18 protein-coding genes are annotated in these 16,026 nt (G+C 70.5%); 8 read left to right on the forward strand and 10 right to left on the reverse strand.

Features of this window, described 5'->3' with window-relative positions:
- Nucleotides 1–11: 11 nt before the first annotated feature.
- Nucleotides 12–677 (reverse strand): RNA polymerase sigma factor SigE, encoded by a 666-nt coding sequence (sigE, locus tag J2W20_RS01825; protein WP_373457945.1) that lies wholly within the window; start codon nucleotides 675–677, stop codon nucleotides 12–14.
- Between the two features lie 174 nt (nucleotides 678–851).
- Between sigE and J2W20_RS01830 the strand changes: the two genes are divergently transcribed.
- On the forward strand, nucleotides 852–1,487 hold the full coding sequence (locus J2W20_RS01830; protein ID WP_307004053.1) for an O-methyltransferase: 636 nt from the start codon (nucleotides 852–854) through the stop codon (nucleotides 1,485–1,487).
- Nucleotides 1,488–1,543: 56 nt separating this feature from the next.
- Here J2W20_RS01830 and J2W20_RS01835 read toward each other — a convergent pair whose 3' ends face one another.
- From J2W20_RS01835 to J2W20_RS01850, 4 genes are all read right to left on the reverse strand, one after another.
- A complete protein-coding gene (locus J2W20_RS01835; protein WP_084249520.1) occupies nucleotides 1,544–1,711 on the reverse strand; it encodes a DUF3117 domain-containing protein in 168 nt (55 codons plus the stop codon).
- Between the two features lie 112 nt (nucleotides 1,712–1,823).
- On the reverse strand, nucleotides 1,824–3,086 hold the full coding sequence (locus J2W20_RS01840) for a hypothetical protein (RefSeq protein ID WP_307004055.1): 1,263 nt from the start codon (nucleotides 3,084–3,086) through the stop codon (nucleotides 1,824–1,826).
- Entirely contained in the window at nucleotides 3,079–3,426 is a 348-nt protein-coding gene (locus J2W20_RS01845; RefSeq protein WP_307004057.1) for a DivIVA domain-containing protein, read from the reverse strand. The genes J2W20_RS01840 and J2W20_RS01845 overlap by 8 nt, the downstream gene beginning before the upstream one ends.
- Nucleotides 3,423–4,298, reverse strand: a complete 876-nt coding sequence (locus J2W20_RS01850) for an LOG family protein (protein ID WP_307004058.1) — start codon at nucleotides 4,296–4,298, stop codon at nucleotides 3,423–3,425. Before J2W20_RS01850 ends, J2W20_RS01845 begins: the two co-directional genes overlap by 4 nt.
- A gap of 91 nt (nucleotides 4,299–4,389) precedes the next feature.
- On the opposite strand from J2W20_RS01850, the gene J2W20_RS01855 reads away from it, so the two are divergent.
- The 4 genes from J2W20_RS01855 (at nucleotide 4,390) to J2W20_RS01870 (ending at nucleotide 7,696) form a co-directional block, all read left to right on the forward strand.
- A complete protein-coding gene (locus tag J2W20_RS01855) occupies nucleotides 4,390–5,145 on the forward strand; it encodes an amino acid ABC transporter ATP-binding protein (protein ID WP_307004060.1) in 756 nt (251 codons plus the stop codon).
- 64 nt (nucleotides 5,146–5,209) lie between these two features.
- Nucleotides 5,210–6,115 carry a glutamate ABC transporter substrate-binding protein gene (locus tag J2W20_RS01860; protein ID WP_307004062.1) on the forward strand — a complete coding sequence of 302 codons (906 nt, stop codon included), beginning with the start codon at nucleotides 5,210–5,212 and terminating at the stop codon, nucleotides 6,113–6,115.
- 67 nt (nucleotides 6,116–6,182) lie between these two features.
- Nucleotides 6,183–6,830 (forward strand): amino acid ABC transporter permease, encoded by a 648-nt coding sequence (locus J2W20_RS01865; RefSeq protein WP_307004064.1) that lies wholly within the window; start codon nucleotides 6,183–6,185, stop codon nucleotides 6,828–6,830.
- Complete coding sequence (locus J2W20_RS01870) at nucleotides 6,827–7,696, forward strand: amino acid ABC transporter permease (RefSeq protein WP_307004066.1); 870 nt, start codon at nucleotides 6,827–6,829, stop codon at nucleotides 7,694–7,696. Before J2W20_RS01865 ends, J2W20_RS01870 begins: the two co-directional genes overlap by 4 nt.
- A gap of 92 nt (nucleotides 7,697–7,788) precedes the next feature.
- Here J2W20_RS01870 and dapE read toward each other — a convergent pair whose 3' ends face one another.
- Nucleotides 7,789–8,943: a succinyl-diaminopimelate desuccinylase gene (gene dapE / locus J2W20_RS01875; protein ID WP_307004068.1), complete on the reverse strand. Its 1,155-nt coding sequence runs from the start codon at nucleotides 8,941–8,943 to the stop codon at nucleotides 7,789–7,791.
- Between the two features lie 70 nt (nucleotides 8,944–9,013).
- On the opposite strand from dapE, the gene dapD reads away from it, so the two are divergent.
- Together dapD and J2W20_RS01885 are read left to right on the forward strand one after the other, a co-directional pair.
- Complete coding sequence (dapD, locus tag J2W20_RS01880) at nucleotides 9,014–10,033, forward strand: 2,3,4,5-tetrahydropyridine-2,6-dicarboxylate N-succinyltransferase (RefSeq protein ID WP_307004070.1); 1,020 nt, start codon at nucleotides 9,014–9,016, stop codon at nucleotides 10,031–10,033.
- Between the two features lie 78 nt (nucleotides 10,034–10,111).
- On the forward strand, nucleotides 10,112–10,960 hold the full coding sequence (locus J2W20_RS01885; protein ID WP_307004071.1) for a hypothetical protein: 849 nt from the start codon (nucleotides 10,112–10,114) through the stop codon (nucleotides 10,958–10,960).
- 5 nt (nucleotides 10,961–10,965) lie between these two features.
- Here the strand turns inward: J2W20_RS01885 and J2W20_RS01890 are convergent, their stop codons facing one another.
- Nucleotides 10,966–11,577 (reverse strand): hypothetical protein, encoded by a 612-nt coding sequence (locus J2W20_RS01890; protein WP_307004073.1) that lies wholly within the window; start codon nucleotides 11,575–11,577, stop codon nucleotides 10,966–10,968.
- A gap of 29 nt (nucleotides 11,578–11,606) precedes the next feature.
- Entirely contained in the window at nucleotides 11,607–12,233 is a 627-nt protein-coding gene (locus J2W20_RS01895; protein WP_307004075.1) for a TetR/AcrR family transcriptional regulator, read from the reverse strand.
- A gap of 102 nt (nucleotides 12,234–12,335) precedes the next feature.
- Here J2W20_RS01895 and galE point away from each other — a divergent pair, with 102 nt between their 5' ends.
- Nucleotides 12,336–13,352, forward strand: coding sequence for a UDP-glucose 4-epimerase GalE (gene galE / locus J2W20_RS01900; protein ID WP_307004077.1), 1,017 nt, complete (start codon nucleotides 12,336–12,338; stop codon nucleotides 13,350–13,352).
- Between the two features lie 109 nt (nucleotides 13,353–13,461).
- Here the strand turns inward: galE and J2W20_RS01905 are convergent, their stop codons facing one another.
- Nucleotides 13,462–14,745 carry a citrate synthase gene (locus J2W20_RS01905; protein WP_307004079.1) on the reverse strand — a complete coding sequence of 428 codons (1,284 nt, stop codon included), beginning with the start codon at nucleotides 14,743–14,745 and terminating at the stop codon, nucleotides 13,462–13,464.
- A gap of 125 nt (nucleotides 14,746–14,870) precedes the next feature.
- Nucleotides 14,871–16,025: a succinyldiaminopimelate transaminase gene (gene dapC, locus J2W20_RS01910; RefSeq protein WP_307004080.1), complete on the reverse strand. Its 1,155-nt coding sequence runs from the start codon at nucleotides 16,023–16,025 to the stop codon at nucleotides 14,871–14,873.
- Nucleotide 16,026: the final 1 nt, after the last annotated feature.

The following is a 16,026-nucleotide window of genomic DNA, read 5'->3' on the forward strand; positions in this document are numbered from 1 at the left end:
ATCCAGCCGCCTCAGCGCGTGCCGCGGGCCACGCGCGGGAGGGCGAGGCGCTTCTTCGCCGCTCCCCGGCGGGGGTCGCGGTGCGCCAGCTTCTCCCGCAGGAGCGTCCTGCCGCGGTGGATCCGGCTGCGGACGGTGCCGAGCTTCACGCCGAGGGCGTCCGCCACCTCGTCGTAGGAGAGGCCCTCGAGGTCGCAGAGCACCACGGCGGCACGGAAGTCCGGCGGCAGCTCCTCGAGGGCGGCCTGGACGTCGAGGTCCAGGTTGTTCATCTCGTAGCTGCGCTCGGGGCCGGGCTCCCGTCCGGGCAGGCGCGACTCGGCGTCCTCGGCGAGGGCATCGAAGCGGATGCGGCCCTTGCGGCGGGCCTGGTCGAGGAAGAGGTTCGTGGTGATGCGGTGCAGCCAGCCGTCGAGCGTGCCGGGCTTGAAGTTCTCCAGAGACCGGAACACCCGCACGAAGACCTCCTGGGTGAGGTCCTCGGCGTCGTGCTGGTTGCCGGTGAGCCGGTAGGCGAGCCGGTACACCTTCGCGGAGTGCTGGGCGACCACCTCTTCCCACGTCGGGGGGACCCAGGGCTGGACGTCTGGGTTCTGGCCTTCGGGGGCCTGGCCTTCCGGGGGCTGGCCATCAGGCGCCTGGGGGGTCCGGGTGGCCGCAGCCGATCCAGCTGACACGTCCACACACCTGCCTTCGCTCCGTTGGTGGTCGGAAACAACATTCTTCCAGTGCAGGCTGGGAGTTCGCTCGGGGTTCCGCCGCCAGCGTACAGGTCCGGGGGGCGATAGGCTTGACCAGCTCCCCCATCACCGCGGTATCCCGCGTGAAGCGAAACTGAGGCGAAAGCAGGCATGACCTCCGACAAGTCCACCAGCTGGTCCTACACCGAGGCGTTCGCGTCCGAGGACATCGTGATGGACCGGGCCCGGGAGCGCTCCTACGAACTGGGCGTGACGGCGGTGAGCGCCGGGGTCGGCGCGGTGCTGACGGTGCTCGCGGCGTCGTCGAAGGCGCATGCGGCGGTGGAGGTCGGCTCGGGCGCCGGCGTCTCGGGGCTGTGCATCCTCCGCGGCCTGGCGCCGCACGCGGTGTTCACGACCATCGACAGGGATGTGGAGCACCTGAAGGCCGCCCGGGAGGCCTTCGCGGAGGCGGGCCTGCTCACGAGTCGGGTGCGCACCATTCCGGGCCGCGCCTCCGCGGTCCTCCCCCGCCTCACCGACGGGGCCTACGACCTCGTCTTCATCGACGCCGACAAGCCGAACGCGCTCCCGTACGCAGAGCAGGGCATCCGGCTCCTGCGGCCCGGGGGCCTGCTGATCGTCAACGACGCCCTCGACCGCGACCGCGTCTCCAATCCCGCCCACCGCGAGCCCACCACGGTGCGCCTGCGCGAGCTGCACCGCGCCCTCCGCTCGGACGATCGGCTCACCGCAGCGATCCTGCCCACCGGTGACGGCCTCATCGTCGCCGCGCGCCGGGCATGACAAAGGGCCGGTCCCCTGGGACCGGCCCTCGAACGCTCCTCGGCCGTGCGCCGACGCTACTGGGTGACGCCGACGAGGCACTCCCGCAGCTCCGCGGCCTCGTCGGCATTGAGCTCGACGACCAGCCGACCGCCGCCCTCGAGGGGCACCCGCATGATCAGGCTCCGGCCCTCCTTGGTGACCTCCATCGGCCCGTCCCCGGTACGCGGTTTCATGGCTGCCATGTGCTCTTCCCCTCCAGTCGGTCATCCGCACGATGTGCTGCTGACAACATTACCAGCCGGCGTGCCTCCCGCCCCGGAGCGACCGGAACGGGCGTGCCGATCGCGTGGCGCCCTACGGCGCCCAGTCGCCGCCGCTCGGGAGCGGGAACCACACCCACAGCCACACCACCCAGACGATCTGCAGCAGCACGAACATCACGAGCGCGGTCCAGCGGTAGGCACGGGACCGGGAGAGCCCCGCTGCTGCCAGCGCCAGCGGGACGAGCGGCAGCATCATCCGGAACGTGCTCGTCTGGGGATAGAGGAACGCCAGCAGGTAGGCGATGTAGGCCCCGCACCACAGCTGCATCTCGAGGCCGACCCGGCGCACGTGGGCGCTCGTGAGGTAGAGGGCCATCACCGCCACGAGCACGAACGGGGCGACGAGGCCCATCACCGGCCCGAACAGGTACTGGCCCGTGCCGAACCACGGCAGGAACGGCACGAGGTCCTGGCCCCGCCAGACCGCCTCCGTGGTCGTGTACGCGTCGGGCACCCCGGTCACGGCCCACGCGATCGCCGGCCACGCCGCGGCCGCAGCACCTCCGACCACGGTGAGGGCCGCCAGCCGTGCCAGCTCGCCCGGCGTCGTCCGGTCCACCCGGCGGCGCGCGAGACGCACTACGAAGACTCCGGCGAGCATGAGCGCGAACGGCACGCCAACCGGTCTGGTGAGCGCCATGGCCGCGACGACGGGCATGGCGGCCAGATAGCGGCGCTCGACGACCCAGAGCAGCGCCCAGGCGAGGAACAGCAGCCCGAGCGACTCCGCATAAGGGATCTGCAGGATGGCCGACACCGGGAAGAACGCCACGAAGGCCACGCCCCACAGCGCAGTGTCGTGGCCGGCGCGGAGCCGGAACAGCCGGTAGAGGACCAGGGCGGCGGCGAACCCGGCGACGAGGGCAACGATCTGCGCCCAGGCCTGCCACGGCATGCCCGAGACGGCGCTGAGCGCGCGGACGACCAGCGGGTACACCGGGTAGAACGCCCACGCGTTCTCCTTCACGGCGCCGGTGGGCGTGTGCGGGAGCGTGGACGGGTAGCCGTTCTTGACGATCCGGCCGTACCACTCCGAGTCCCAGATCTGCACGAAGTGCCAGTAGTCCGGCTGCGCCGGGAACCAGGGGTTGTGGCCCTGCTGGAGCGCGGCGGCCGAGATGATGCAGAAGCTGACCACGCGGCTGACCGCGTAGACCGACACGACCTGGACCCACCACGGCAGCGCCAGGAAGCGGGAGGCGCCGGACCGTGCGAACGCGGCCAGGGCCCGGTGCACGGCGCTCGTCCCGCCCGTGTCCCGGCTCTCCTCGACGCCCGCGACCGCGTCAGTCATCACCGCGGGACTCCTTCGCGGACTTGAGCTGCTCGCTGAGCGCATGGATGAGCGCGGCCTGCACCCCGATGCGGTCACGCAGCCGGGCGAGCACCTCGTCGACCTGGTCCATGCGGTACCCCCGGAAGGCGAGCGCGAAGCGGACGGCGTCCACGTCCTCCGGGTTGGGATACTCGGGCAGGTAGACCGGCGCCAGCCCGGTGGGGGGCTCCTCGAGGCCGCGGGGTGCCGGTGCCGCGGTGCCGCCGCGCCGCCCCGAGGCGGCGCGGCCGACGTCGACCGCGAACCACGCGAGGCCGCCGGCCAGCACGATCGCGACGAAGACGAGGAAGAAGCTCACGCGCCCTCCGCCGTGCCCTCGATGTCCGGATCCTCGTCGAGGTCGGGATCCGCGTTGCCGAACATGCCGCCGCGCCGCTCGACAGCGCCCAGGCCCCGGAGGACGTGGTCCACCGCGGTCTCGGGGTCGTCCACGACAGCAATGAGGTCGAGATCGGACTCGGAGATCATCCCCTCGCCCACGAGGGTGGCACGGATCCAGTCCACGAGCGGGTTCCAGAAGTCGGAGCCCACCAGGACGATCGGGAACTGCGTGACCTTGCCCGTCTGGACGAGCACCATGGCCTCGAAGAGCTCGTCGAGGGTGCCGAGGCCGCCAGGGAGGACGATGAACCCGTGGGCGTACTTGACGAACATCGTCTTGCGGGCGAAGAAGTAGCGGAAGTTGACCCCGAGGTCGACCCACGAGTTGAGCCCGGTCTCGAAGGGCAGCTCGATGCCGAGCCCCACGGACGTTCCCGAGCCCTCCACCGCCCCGCGGTTCGCCGCTTCCATCGACCCGGGGCCGCCGCCCGTGATGACGGCGACGCCCGACTCGGCGAGCAGGCGCCCGATGGCCACGCCGGTCTCGTAGTAGGCCGTGCCGGGCTTGGTCCGGGCGGAGCCGAACACGCTCACCGCGGGCCCGAGCTCCGCGAGGGCGCCGAATCCCTCCACGAACTCGCTCTGGATCCTCATGACGCGCCACGGGTCGGTGTGGACGAACCGTCCCGCGCCCTTCGTGTCGAGGAGGTGCTGGTCCGCGGTGCCCTGCTGCGTCTGGCGCCTGCGCAGCTCGATCGGGCCCTTCCGCCGCCACGGGACGTGGGCTCCGTTGCGTGCCGGGGTCTGCGGGGCGTCCGGCTCGCTGCCCGGCTGGGATTCGGTGCTCATGCACCCAAGGCTAGTCTCGCTTCAATCACGATTCAGGCATGCCCCCACGGGCCGTCGCGCCGCACCCGGCAATCTCCGCTAGATTTTCCCTATGACTACCGACACATCGGCGACCCCGCTCGTCTCTGTCAAGGGCGTGAACAAGCATTACGGCCAGCTCCATGTGCTCCAGGACATCAACCTGGACGTCAGCAAGGGCGAGGTCGTCGTGGTGATCGGCCCCTCCGGCTCGGGCAAGTCGACGCTGTGCCGGGCGATCAACCGCCTCGAGACGATCGAGGCCGGCGAAATCTCGATCGACGGCAAGAAGCTCCCCGAGGAAGGCAAGGAACTCGCGCGGCTGCGGGCCGACGTCGGCATGGTGTTCCAGTCCTTCAACCTCTTCGCCCACAAGACGATCCTCGAGAACGTCACCCTCGGCCCGATCAAGGTCAAGGGCGTGGACAAGGCGACCGCCGAGCGGGAAGCCATGGCCCTCCTCGAGCGGGTCGGCGTGGGGCACCAGGCCCCGAAGCTGCCGGCCCAGCTCTCCGGCGGGCAGCAGCAGCGCGTGGCGATCGCGCGGGCCCTGGCGATGAAGCCCAAGGTCATGCTGTTCGACGAGCCCACCTCGGCGCTGGACCCCGAGATGATCAACGAGGTCCTCGACGTCATGGTGCAGCTCGCCAAGGAGGGCATGACGATGATCGTCGTGACCCACGAGATGGGGTTCGCGCGCAAGGCAGCGGACCGCGTCGTCTTCATGGCGGACGGCCAGATCGTCGAGCAGGCCAAGCCCGAGGAGTTCTTCACGAACCCGCAGAGCAGCCGCGCGAAGGACTTCCTCTCCAAGCTGCTCACCCACTGACCTTCCATCACCTTCCGCTTTGCACCCGGGCCACGACGGCCCGTGAAGAAAGGAACGCTCTACCATGGCACTCTTCCGCACCAAGAAGGCCGTGCTGACCGCTGCAACGGCGGCCCTCGCACTCACCCTGTCCGCCTGTGGCGGATCCGGTGGATCCGGCGGATCCGGCGGGGGCTCTTCGGAGTCGGCCGCCCCGTACACCGTCGCCTCCAACGTCTCCCTCACCGGCAGCCCGACGTTCGACAAGATCAAGTCGGCCGGCAAGGTGACGATCGGCGTGAAGCAGGACCAGCCCGGGCTCGGGTTCAAGGACGCGGCCACCGGCGAGTACAGCGGCTTCGACATCGAGATCGCCAAGTGGATGGCCGCCTCGCTCGGCTACGGCACCGACAAGATCGAGTTCAAGCCGATCCCGTCCGCCAACCGCGAGTCCGCCATCCAGAACGGCGACATCAACTTCTACGTCGGCACGTACTCCATCACGGACAAGCGCAAGCAGCAGGTCGACTTCGCCGGGCCGTACTTCATCACCGGCCAGGGCCTCCTCGTGAAGAAGGACAACACGACGATCAACAGCGAGAAGGACCTCGCCGGCAAGAACGTCTGCTCCGCGACCGGCTCGACGCCGATCCAGAACATCAAGGCGAACTTCCCGCAGACCAAGACCACCGAGTTCGACACGTACTCGCAGTGCGTCGAGGCCCTCAAGAACGGCCAGACGGACGCCGTCACGACCGACCAGGCCATCCTCCTCGGCTACGCCGCCCAGGAGCCGGACACCCTCAAGGTGGTCGGTCAGCCGTTCACGACCGAGAAGTACGGCATCGGCCTGCCGAAGGGCGACACGGCCCTGCGGAAGTTCTTCAACAACACGCTGACCAACGGCAAGGACACGTGGCAGAAGATCTACGACTCGACGCTCGGCAAGTCGGGCACGAAGGTCGAGCAGCCCGCCGTCGACAACTACTGACAGGCACGGTGGGCGGGGCGTTCAACGCCCCGCCCACCGCCGTTTCGGCTAGAAAGCGAAGGCTGCCGTGAGCACCCTCTTCGACAATCTCGACCTCTTCACGACCGGGTTCAAGAACACGATCATCCTGTTCCTGGTCTCCGGCCTGTTCGCCCTGATCCTGGGGACGATCGTGGGCGCCATGCGCGTCTCCCCCGTGCCGGCCCTGCGGGCCTTCGGGACCCTCTACGTCAACGTGGTCCGCAATACGCCGCTGACCCTCGTGCTCTTCTTCTTCGCGCTCGGGTACCCGAAGCTCGGCCTCCCCGAGATCGACTTCATGACCGCCGCGACGATCGGCTTGAGCCTGTACACCGCGACCTACGTGGCCGAGGTGCTCCGCTCGGGCATCAACACCGTCCCCGTGGGCCAGGCCGAGGCCGCGCGCGCCATCGGCCTGCCGTTCACGCAGACCCTCACGCTCGTGATCCTGCCCCAGGCGTTCCGCTCGGTGCTGCCGCCGCTCTTCAGCGTGCTCATCGCGCTCCTGAAGAACACGACCGTCGCTGCCGGCTTCTCGGTCGCCGAGGCCGGCGCGATCCGCGCGAACCTCTCCGAGCGCGGCTACCCCGCCATGGAGGGCCTCCTCTGGGTCGCCCTGTTCTTCGTGATCCTCGTCCTGATCCTCGCCCAGCTCCAGCGCTACTTCGAGAAGAAGTGGAAGGTGGCCCGATGAGCTCCGTCCTCTACGACGCCCCCGGCCGCAAGGCCCGCACCCGCCACCTCGTGCTCGGTGTCGTGGGCACGCTCGTGATCCTCGCAATCCTCGGCTTCATCGTGCTGCGGTTCGCGGAGACCGGCCAGTTCAGCGCGGCGAAGTGGAAGATCTTCAGCTTCCCGCTCGTCCAGCAGACCCTCCTCAACGCCGTCGGCGCGACCCTTTCCGCGTTCGCGGTGGCCGCAGTCGGGAGCCTCGTGCTCGGCATGGTCCTGGCGATCGGCCGGCTCTCGGACCGTCCGTGGGTGTCCCGCCCGTTCCACTGGTTCACCGAACTGTTCCGCGCCATCCCGGTGCTGATCCTCATGATGATGATCTACTACGGGCTCCCGCCGCTCTTCGGCGTGAACTGGCCGCCGTTCGTGGCCGTGGTCGTGGCCCTGATCCTCTACAACGGCTCCGTCCTCGCGGAGGTGTTCCGCGCCGGGATCGAGGCCCTCCCCAAGGGGCAGCGCGAGGCCGGTTTCGCGATCGGCATGCGCAAGTCCCAGGTGATGCAGTCGATCCTGCTGCCGCAGGCCGTGCGCTCGATGCTGCCGGTGATCATCTCCCAGCTCGTCGTGACGCTGAAGGACACTGCCCTGGGGTTCATCGTCACCTACAACGAGATCCTGTTCCAGGCCAAGTACTTCGGCTCGCAGGCACAGTACGGCTCGCCGATCGTCCCCGCGGCGATCGTGGCAGGGGTGCTGTACGTGGGAATGTGCCTGATCCTCTCCGGCCTCGCGAAGCTGGCGGAGAGCCGCCTGCGGAGGAGCCAGCGCGTGTCGGGCGGCCGCAAGGGTGCCGCCATGGCCGCAGCCCAGGACGCCGCGGCCATCTGACCAGCTCCCCTTCTGGGAGTCACCTTCTGGGAGTCACATCCTGCGGGTCCACCCGCTGGAGATGACTCCCAGGAGGTGACTCCCAGACGGCTTTAAGCGCGGAGCCAGGCCTCCAGCGACGCGAGGCACTCCCGGACGGCCGCCGCCTCGACCCGTTCGTCGTCCTTGTGGGCCAGGAGCGCGTCACCGGGGCCGAAGTTGACCGCCGGCACGCCGAGCTCGGAGAACCTCGCCACGTCCGTCCACCCGTACTTGGGCAGCGGATCCCGGCCCACGACGGCGACGAACGCCGCGGCGGCCGGGTGGTTCAGCCCGGGCCTGGCACCGGGGGCACCGTCCGTGCGGACCACCTCGAAGCCCTCCAGGAGACGGCGCACCACAGCCTCCGCCTCCTCGAGCCCCTTGTCCGGCGCGAAGCGGTAGTTGATGGTGACGGTGCACCGGTCGGGGATGACGTTCCCGGCCGTCCCCCCGGAGATGCCCACCGCGTTGAGGCCCTCCCGGTACTCGAGGCCGTCGACCGTCACGGTCTCCGGGGAGTAGTCGGCCAGGCGGGCCAGGATGGGCGCCGCGGCGTGGATGGCATTGTGGCCCATCCAGGCCCGCGCCGAGTGGGCGGCCTCCCCGACGGTGGTCGCCTCGACCCGCAGCGTGCCGTTGCAGCCACCCTCCACCGTCCCGTTGGTGGGCTCGAGCAGGATCGCGAAGTCGCCGGCCAGCAGGTCCGGGTGGTGTGCCGCGAGCCGTCCCAGGCCGCTCTTGGCCGCCTCGACCTCCTCGTGGTCGTAGAACACGAAGGTGACGTCCCGAGCCGGCGACGTCGGGGCGGCAGGCGAGGTGCCGGCGTCGTACGCGGGGGCCGCGGGGAACAGACGGGCGGCGAGGGCGAGCTGGACGGCGACGCCGCCCTTCATGTCCGTCGCGCCGCGGCCCCACAGCGTCCCCTCCCCCGGCTCGCCGTCCCACGACGACGGAACAGTCCCCCGCGCGCCGTCCACGGTGGGGAGCGGGACAGTGTCGATGTGGCCGGCGAGTATGACCCGCTCGCTCCGACCGAGCGCCGAACGGGCGACGATGGCATCGCCGTCGCGCGTGACGGACAGCGACGTCTGCGCGCGCAGGGCACGCTCGATCTCGTCCGCGAGGGCCGTCTCCTCGCCGGAGACGCTCCTGACATCGAGAAGCGCAGCGGTGAGGAGGGCGACGTCCTGCGTCAGGTCAAGGTCCGCGGGGGCTGGTGAAGTCACCCGCCCAGCATAGTTCTGGCGCCCTGCGCTCGTGCGGATCGGCGGCGCGCCCGCCGATAGACTGGGAACCATGACTGAGACCCCTGCCGCCCCCCGCGCCGCCCACGGCTTCGGCCTCGCCACCATCCACGTGGCACCCTCTGCGACCGGAGCCGACGAGGCCACCGTCCTCGACGTGTGGTTCCCTGCCCCCGCCCTCGGCGAGGCCGCCGAGCACCTCGCGGACGACGCCGTCGTCGACGCCGCGCCGGCCGAGCTCGTGGACGCGGCGGAGAACGGGTCCGACGCCGACCGGGGCACGCAGACCAAGGTGGTCTTCGTCCAGATCGACCTCGACCGGGCCCCGGCCGACACCGCGGACGCCTACCTCCGCCTGCACCTCCTCTCCCACCGGCTCGTGCGCCCGAACACCGTCAACCTCGACGGCCTGTTCGGCAAGCTGCCCAACGTCGTGTGGACCAACTTCGGCCCCTGCCACCCGACGGGCTTCGAGGCCACCCGCGCGCGGCTGCGGCGCCGCGGCGCGGTCACCGTCTTCGGCGTGGACAAGTTCCCGCGCATGGTCGACTACGTCGTGCCCTCCGGGGTCCGGATCGCCGACGCCGACCGCGTGCGCCTCGGCGCGCACCTCGCCGAGGGGACCACGGTCATGCACGAGGGCTTCGTCAACTTCAACGCCGGCACCCTCGGCACCTCCATGGTCGAGGGCCGCATCTCCGCCGGCGTCGTGGTGGGCGACGGCACGGACGTGGGCGGCGGCGCCTCCATCATGGGCACGCTCTCGGGCGGCGGCCGGGAGCGGATTGCGCTCGGCGAGCGGGTGCTCCTCGGCGCGAACTCGGGCGTGGGCATCTCGATCGGCGACGACTCCGTGGTCGAGGCCGGCCTCTACGTCACCGCCGGCACGCGCGTGCGCATCGGCGGGTTCAAGGACGCCTTCGGCGAGAACGCGGAGAAGGTCGTGAAGGCCGTCGAGCTCTCGGGCCAGTCGAACCTCCTCTTCCGCCGCAACTCGACGACCGGCCAGGTCGAGGCGCTCCCCCGCAACGGCCAGACGGTCGAGCTCAACGAGGCCCTGCACGCCAACTGACGCTCTCCGCGTCCCGGGGCGGCCCGCGCCTGGTGCCGGGCCGCCCTCTGCCCCTCGCCCGAAGCAAGGAGTCCCAGGATGGCCAACGCCCGCAGAGTGCGGCGTGCTCTCACCGTCCTCGTGGCCCTCGCCCTGGCCGGCGTGGGAATCTACATCACCTCGCTCGTGCTGAACCGGAATGACAAGCCCATCGTCGAGGGCTGCACGGCGCCGCTCGGCGACGCCCAGCAGCAGCTCGCCACCGACCAGACGGCGAACGCCTCGCTCATCGCGGCGATCTCGATCCGGCGCGGCCTGCCCCCGCGGGCGGCCACGATCGCGATCGCGACGGCGCTGCAGGAGTCCAAGCTGCGCAACCTCAGCTACGGCGACAGCGCCGGCCCCGACTCCCGCGGGCTCTTCCAGCAGCGGCCCTCGCAGGGCTGGGGAACCGAGGCGCAGATCATGGACCCCGAGTACGCCACGAACGCGTTCTACGACGGGTTGGTCAAGATCAGCGGCTACCAGGACCTGTCCATCACGGAGGCCGCGCAGAAAGTGCAGCGTTCCGGCTTCCCCGAGGCCTACGCCCAGCACGAGGACACGGGCCGCGCCTTCGCCTCGGCCCTGACGGGCCAGTCGCAGGCCGCGCTGACCTGCACCCTGCGGAAGCCCGACGCCGCGGGCGACCCCTCCGCGGTCAAGTCGCAGCTCACGCGGGCCTTCGGCGCGCTGCCCGCCACGGCCGGCGGCCGGAGCGTCACGGTGCGCGCCCAGGGCACCGAGGGCTGGTCGGTGGCCCAGTGGGCAGTGGCCAACGCCAAGCAGCTGGCGATTACCCAGGTCGACTACTCAGGGCACAGCTGGATCCGCGACGGGAACAAGGGCTGGACCGACTCCGCCTCGCCCGAGGGCACCGTGACCGTGACGGTCGCCGCCGCCCCCTGACCGGCTCAGACGAGGATCTCGACGACCGGCGTGAGGTAGCTCCTGAACGCCTCGCGGTCTGCGAGGAGGCTCTGGCTCATGATGACCTTGTCCGCGTTGACGAGCCACGCCCGGTCCTCGGAGAGCGGAAGCTCGATGATGGTGAGGGTGAAGTCCCTGGCCGACGGGCCGACCTCGAGCTGGCGCTCCTCGACGATCTCGCGCAGCACCGAGGTCGCATCGCTGGCCTCGCGCTCCTTCTCGAGCCGCTCGTACTCGGCCCTCCGCTCGCGCGCCCAGGTGAGCGCCGCGCCGAAGTGGGCCTGGAGGGAGCGCTGCAAAGCCGGGGCAGTGCCGAAGGCGGGGAATCCGGGCGGCTCCACCGCCGGGCTCATCTCGGGGTGGTTCTCGATGAGGTGCTGCCACCAGGCCTCCCACTCACGCCGGAGGGCCGGGACGCCGCCCACGTGCTGCATGAGCTGATGGTGGTCCGCCTCGCGGACCCGGGGCTGCGCCGGGGCGACGGGAGGCATCCCGGCACCGGTGAGCCCTGCATGGTCCTTGAGGTAGAGCGCGAGGAGCATGGGGCCGGACGTGTCCATCGTGATCCGCCAGCCGGGTCCTCCGGTGTGGTGCATGGGTTATTCGCTTCCTTGCCGGTCTTCTCTCAGTGTATTCCCGCAGCGGCACCCGCGGCGCCTGCGCTGGCCAGTCCGATGCTGGCGACCTGCGCCCGGAGGACGTCCGTGCACAGGTCCGCGTCGAGCCACCTGCCGTGCAGCATCGCGTGCAGGCCGAGGCCCTCCACGGTGGCCAGGAGCCGCTCGGCCTCCCGCACGAGCTCGTCCCGGGAGAGCCCGGGACGCAGGTCCACGAGTGCGCGGCCGAGCGCCGCCGCAAGGGCACGGTGGCTCCGTTCCGCCGCCGCCTCCAGCTCGGGCCGCGTGCGGGCCGCAAGCTTGAACTCCGTCCACACGCACAGGTCGACGGCCCGCGCCTCATCGAGTGGGAGGAGCTGGCACAGCTGTGCCACGAGTCCCTCCGCGCCAACGACGCCCGGGTGGGCGACGGCTCGCTCGAACCGCGAGAGCACGGCGCAGCTGACCGCCTCGAAGGCGTGGGCCGCGAGCTCCGCCGACGAGCCGAAGTAGTGCCGCACGGAGCCGACGACAAGGCCTGCCTCGGTCGCGACCTCCCGCAGCGACACACGCCCGAGGCCGTCGGCGACGACGATCCTCTTGACCGCCTCCACAATCTCCTGCCGGCGCAGGCCGGCATCCACGTTTCTGGGCACCCACTGTTCCTAGCACACTTGTGCCCCTGGGGCGGCAGGCCGCGGCGGGCGCCGGCACGGTGCGCCCGCGGCCCGGCGGGCGATCTCGATAGGATGGAGACCATGCGCATCCTCGTCACCGGCGGCACCGGCTACATCGGCTCCCACACGGTCCTGACCCTCCTCGAGGCCGGTCACGATGTGGTGGCGGTCGACAACCTGTCCAACTCGAGCCCGGAGGCCCTCCGGCGCGTCGCGGAGCTGGCCGGGCGCGAGGCTGCGTTCGTCCGGGCGGACATCACCGACGAGGCCGCCCTCGACGCTGTCTTCGCCGAGCACGCCCCCGAGGCGGTGATCCACTTCGCGGGCCTCAAGGCCGTGGGCGAGTCGGCCCAGATCCCCCTCGAGTACTACTTCAACAACGTCGCCGGCACCATCGCGCTCCTGCGGGCCATGGAGCGCAGCGGCGTGCGCACCATCGTCTTCTCCTCCTCCGCCACGGTCTACGGCGACCGCAACCCCATCCCGTACGTGGAGTCCATGGAGATCGGCGCCATGAACCCGTACGGACGCACCAAGGAGCAGATCGAGGACATCCTCAGCGACCTCGGCGCCTCCGACCCGTCGTGGCGCATAGCACTGCTGCGCTACTTCAATCCGGTGGGGGCGCACTCCTCCGGCCGCATCGGCGAGGACCCGCAGGGCATCCCGAACAACCTGGTCCCGTTCATCGCGCAGGTCGCGGTGGGGCGCCGGGAGAAGCTCATGGTCTTCGGCGGCGACTACGGCACCCCGGACGGGACGTGCCAGCGCGACTTCATCCACGTCGTCGACCTCGCCGAGGGCCATGCCGCCGCGCTGGACTACCTCGGCGACCACGACGGCGTGCACCGCTGGAACCTCGGCTCCGGCACGGGCACGAGCGTCCTCGAGATGCACCACGCCTTCGAGAAGGCCGTCGGCGAGCCGATCCCGTACGAGATCGCGCCCCGCCGCGCCGGCGACCTCCCGGCCTTCTGGGCCGACGCCTCGGCCGCCCACCGGGACCTCGGCTGGGCCACCACCCGCACCATCGAGCAGATGTGCGAGGACCACTGGCGCTGGCAGAAGAACAACCCGATGGGCTACCAGGCCCCCTGACCCGGCATCTGGGCCCGCTCGCCCGCACCCGTTCCGGGGACGACGACGGCCGGTGCCTTCCCAGCGGAAGGCACCGGCCGTCGTCGTACCCGGAAGCCCTGAACCCAGGTCAGCGGGCGGGGTAGTCCCGCTGCGCCTCGCCGACGTAGAGCTGGCGCGGGCGCCCGATCTTGGTCTGCGGGTCCTTGATCATCTCGCGCCACTGGGCGATCCAGCCGGGCAGGCGGCCGATCGCGAAGAGCACCGTGAACATCTTCTCCGGGAAGCCCATCGCCTTGTAGATCAGGCCCGTGTAGAAGTCCACGTTCGGGTAGAGCTTGCGCTGGATGAAGTAGTCGTCCGCGAGGGCCTTCTCCTCGAGGCGCATGGCGATGTCCAGGAGCTGGTCGTTCCCGCCGAGCTTGCCGAGGATCTCGTGCGCGGTGGCCTTGATGATCTTGGCGCGCGGGTCGTAGTTCTTGTAGACGCGGTGCCCGAAGCCCATGAGCCGGACGCCGTCCTCCTTGTTCTTGACCTTCTCCATGAAGTCCTCGGGCTTGATGCCGTCGGCCTGGATGCGGCGCAGCATGTTCAGCACGGCCTCGTTGGCACCGCCGTGGAGCGGGCCGAAGAGCGCGTTGATGCCGGCCGAGACGGACGCGAACATGTTCGCGTTCGCGGAGCCGACGAGGCGCACGGTCGAGGTCGAGCAGTTCTGCTCGTGGTCCGCGTGCAGCACGAGCAGGAGGTCGAGGGCCTTGACCACGAGCGGGTCGAGCTCGTACGGCTCTGCGGGCAGCCCGAAGGAGAGGCGCAGGAAGTTCTCCACGAGGTTCATGGAGTTGTCCGGGTACAGCAGCGGCTGGCCGACGGACTTCTTGTGCGCGTAGGCCGCGATGACCGGCAGCTTCGCCATCAGGCGGATGGTGGAGAGCTCCACCTGCTCCTCGTTGAACGGGTCCAGCGAGTCCTGGTAGAACGTGGACAGCGCCGACACGGCGGAGGAGAGCACGGGCATCGGGTGCGCGTCCCGCGGGAATCCGGCGAAGAAGCTCTTGAGCTCCTCGTGCAGCAGGGTATGCCGGCGGATGCGCTGGTCGAACGCGTCGAGCTCGGTCGGGGTCGGGAGGTTCCCGTAGATGAGGAGGTAGGAGACCTCCAGGAAGCTCGAGTGCTGGGCCAGCTGCTCGATCGGGTAGCCACGGTAGCGGAGGATGCCCTCATCGCCGTCGATGAACGTGATCGCGGAAGTCGTGGCTGCGGTGTTCATGAAGCCCGGGTCGAAGGTGACGGCGCCCGTCTCCTTCAGCAGCTTCGAGACGTCATAGCCGTCATTTCCCTCGACGGCGGCGATGCGGGGAAGCGGTAGCTCTCCCCCTTCGTGGCGCAGGATGGCGCCATTCATCTCAGTCATGGTTCCCCTTCATGGGTAGCTCGCAACCCTCTAAAGCTACTCCCAGATTGTTCTCGGGACTAATTGATACCGGCGGTCCTGCGGTGCCCGGCCGGCGCCGGGGACCGCGCCTCGCCGGGCCGCCGCTAGCGTTCCGTGAGCCTCTCCACGGCGGCGTCGATGCGCTCGTCGCTGCCCGTGAGCGCCACCCGGACAAACCCCTGGCCTGCCTCGCCGTAGAACACCCCGGGGCCGACGACGATGCCGAGCCCCGCGAGCCGGCCCACAGTCGCCCACGTGTCCTCGCCCGCAGTGCACCACAGGTACAGGCCCGCCTCCGAGTGCGAGAGCGTGAGGCCGAAGGCCTCGAGGGCGGGCAGGAGCCGCTCGCGCCGGGACCGGTACAGGTCCTTCTGGGCGAGGACGTGCGCCTCGTCGCCGAGGGCCACGCGCATGGCCTCCTGCACGGGGTACGGCGTGATCATGCCGGCGTGCTTGCGGCTGTTGACCAGGTTGGGCATGAGCTCCGGGGCGCCGGCGACGAACGCGGCGCGGTATCCCGCGAGGTTGGACTGCTTGCTCAGCGAGTACACGCTGAGCAGGCCGGTCAGGTCGCCGTCGCTCACCCGGGGGTCCAGCACGGACGGGACGGGTTCTCCGCCGCGCTGGGCGTCCCACGTGCCCCACCCGAGCTCGGCGTAGCACTCGTCCGAGGCCACCACGGCACCGAGCTCGCGCGCACCGTCGACGACGTCGCGCAGCTGGGCGGCGTCGCGCACCGCGCCGGTGGGGTTGCCGGGCGAGTTGACCCAGACGAGGCGGACCCTGGCCCGCGTGGCGTCGTCGAGCTCCTCGAGGCTGTCCGCGGCGACGGCCGTCGCCCCGGCGAGGCGCGCACCGATGTCGTAGGTCGGGTAGGCCACGGTGGGCCTGACGACGACGTCGCCCTGGCCGAGCCCCAGCAGGAACGGCAGCCACGCGACGAGCTCCTTCGAGCCGACGGTGGGCATGACGGCCTGCTCGTCCAGCCCGGTCACGCCGCGGCGGCGCCCGAACCACTCCACGACGGCCTCGCGCAGCGCGGTCGTGCCGTGCACGGTCGGGTAGCCGGGGGCGTCGGCGGCGGCGCGGAGGGCCTCCTGGACCACCTCAGGGGTGGGATCGACCGGCGTGCCGATCGAGAGGTTGACCACGCCGCCCGGGTGCTCGGCTGCCGTGGCCCGGTAGGGCGCCATGGCCTCCCACGGGTAGTCAGGCAGGTCGAGCCCGAACCGCCGCGTGGGGCTGGTTCCGTTCCGCACG

Source organism: Sinomonas atrocyanea, assembly GCF_030812675.1.
Taxonomy (GTDB): Bacteria; Actinomycetota; Actinomycetes; order Actinomycetales; family Micrococcaceae; genus Sinomonas; species Sinomonas atrocyanea_B.

Coding starts and splice junctions, on each gene's coding strand:
- J2W20_RS01885 (WP_307004071.1), top strand. CDS start 10,112: ATGGCCAACGCCCGCAGAGTGCGGCGTGCTCTCACCGTCCTCGTGGCC.
- J2W20_RS01835 (WP_084249520.1), bottom strand. CDS start 1,711: ATGGCAGCCATGAAACCGCGTACCGGGGACGGGCCGATGGAGGTCACC.
- J2W20_RS01870 (WP_307004066.1), top strand. CDS start 6,827: ATGAGCTCCGTCCTCTACGACGCCCCCGGCCGCAAGGCCCGCACCCGC.
- dapD (WP_307004070.1), top strand. CDS start 9,014: ATGACTGAGACCCCTGCCGCCCCCCGCGCCGCCCACGGCTTCGGCCTC.
- J2W20_RS01855 (WP_307004060.1), top strand. CDS start 4,390: ATGACTACCGACACATCGGCGACCCCGCTCGTCTCTGTCAAGGGCGTG.
- J2W20_RS01830 (WP_307004053.1), top strand. CDS start 852: ATGACCTCCGACAAGTCCACCAGCTGGTCCTACACCGAGGCGTTCGCG.
- J2W20_RS01890 (WP_307004073.1), bottom strand. CDS start 11,577: ATGCACCACACCGGAGGACCCGGCTGGCGGATCACGATGGACACGTCC.
- J2W20_RS01905 (WP_307004079.1), bottom strand. CDS start 14,745: ATGACTGAGATGAATGGCGCCATCCTGCGCCACGAAGGGGGAGAGCTA.
- J2W20_RS01840 (WP_307004055.1), bottom strand. CDS start 3,086: ATGACTGACGCGGTCGCGGGCGTCGAGGAGAGCCGGGACACGGGCGGG.
- J2W20_RS01850 (WP_307004058.1), bottom strand. CDS start 4,298: ATGAGCACCGAATCCCAGCCGGGCAGCGAGCCGGACGCCCCGCAGACC.
- J2W20_RS01860 (WP_307004062.1), top strand. CDS start 5,210: ATGGCACTCTTCCGCACCAAGAAGGCCGTGCTGACCGCTGCAACGGCG.
- galE (WP_307004077.1), top strand. CDS start 12,336: ATGCGCATCCTCGTCACCGGCGGCACCGGCTACATCGGCTCCCACACG.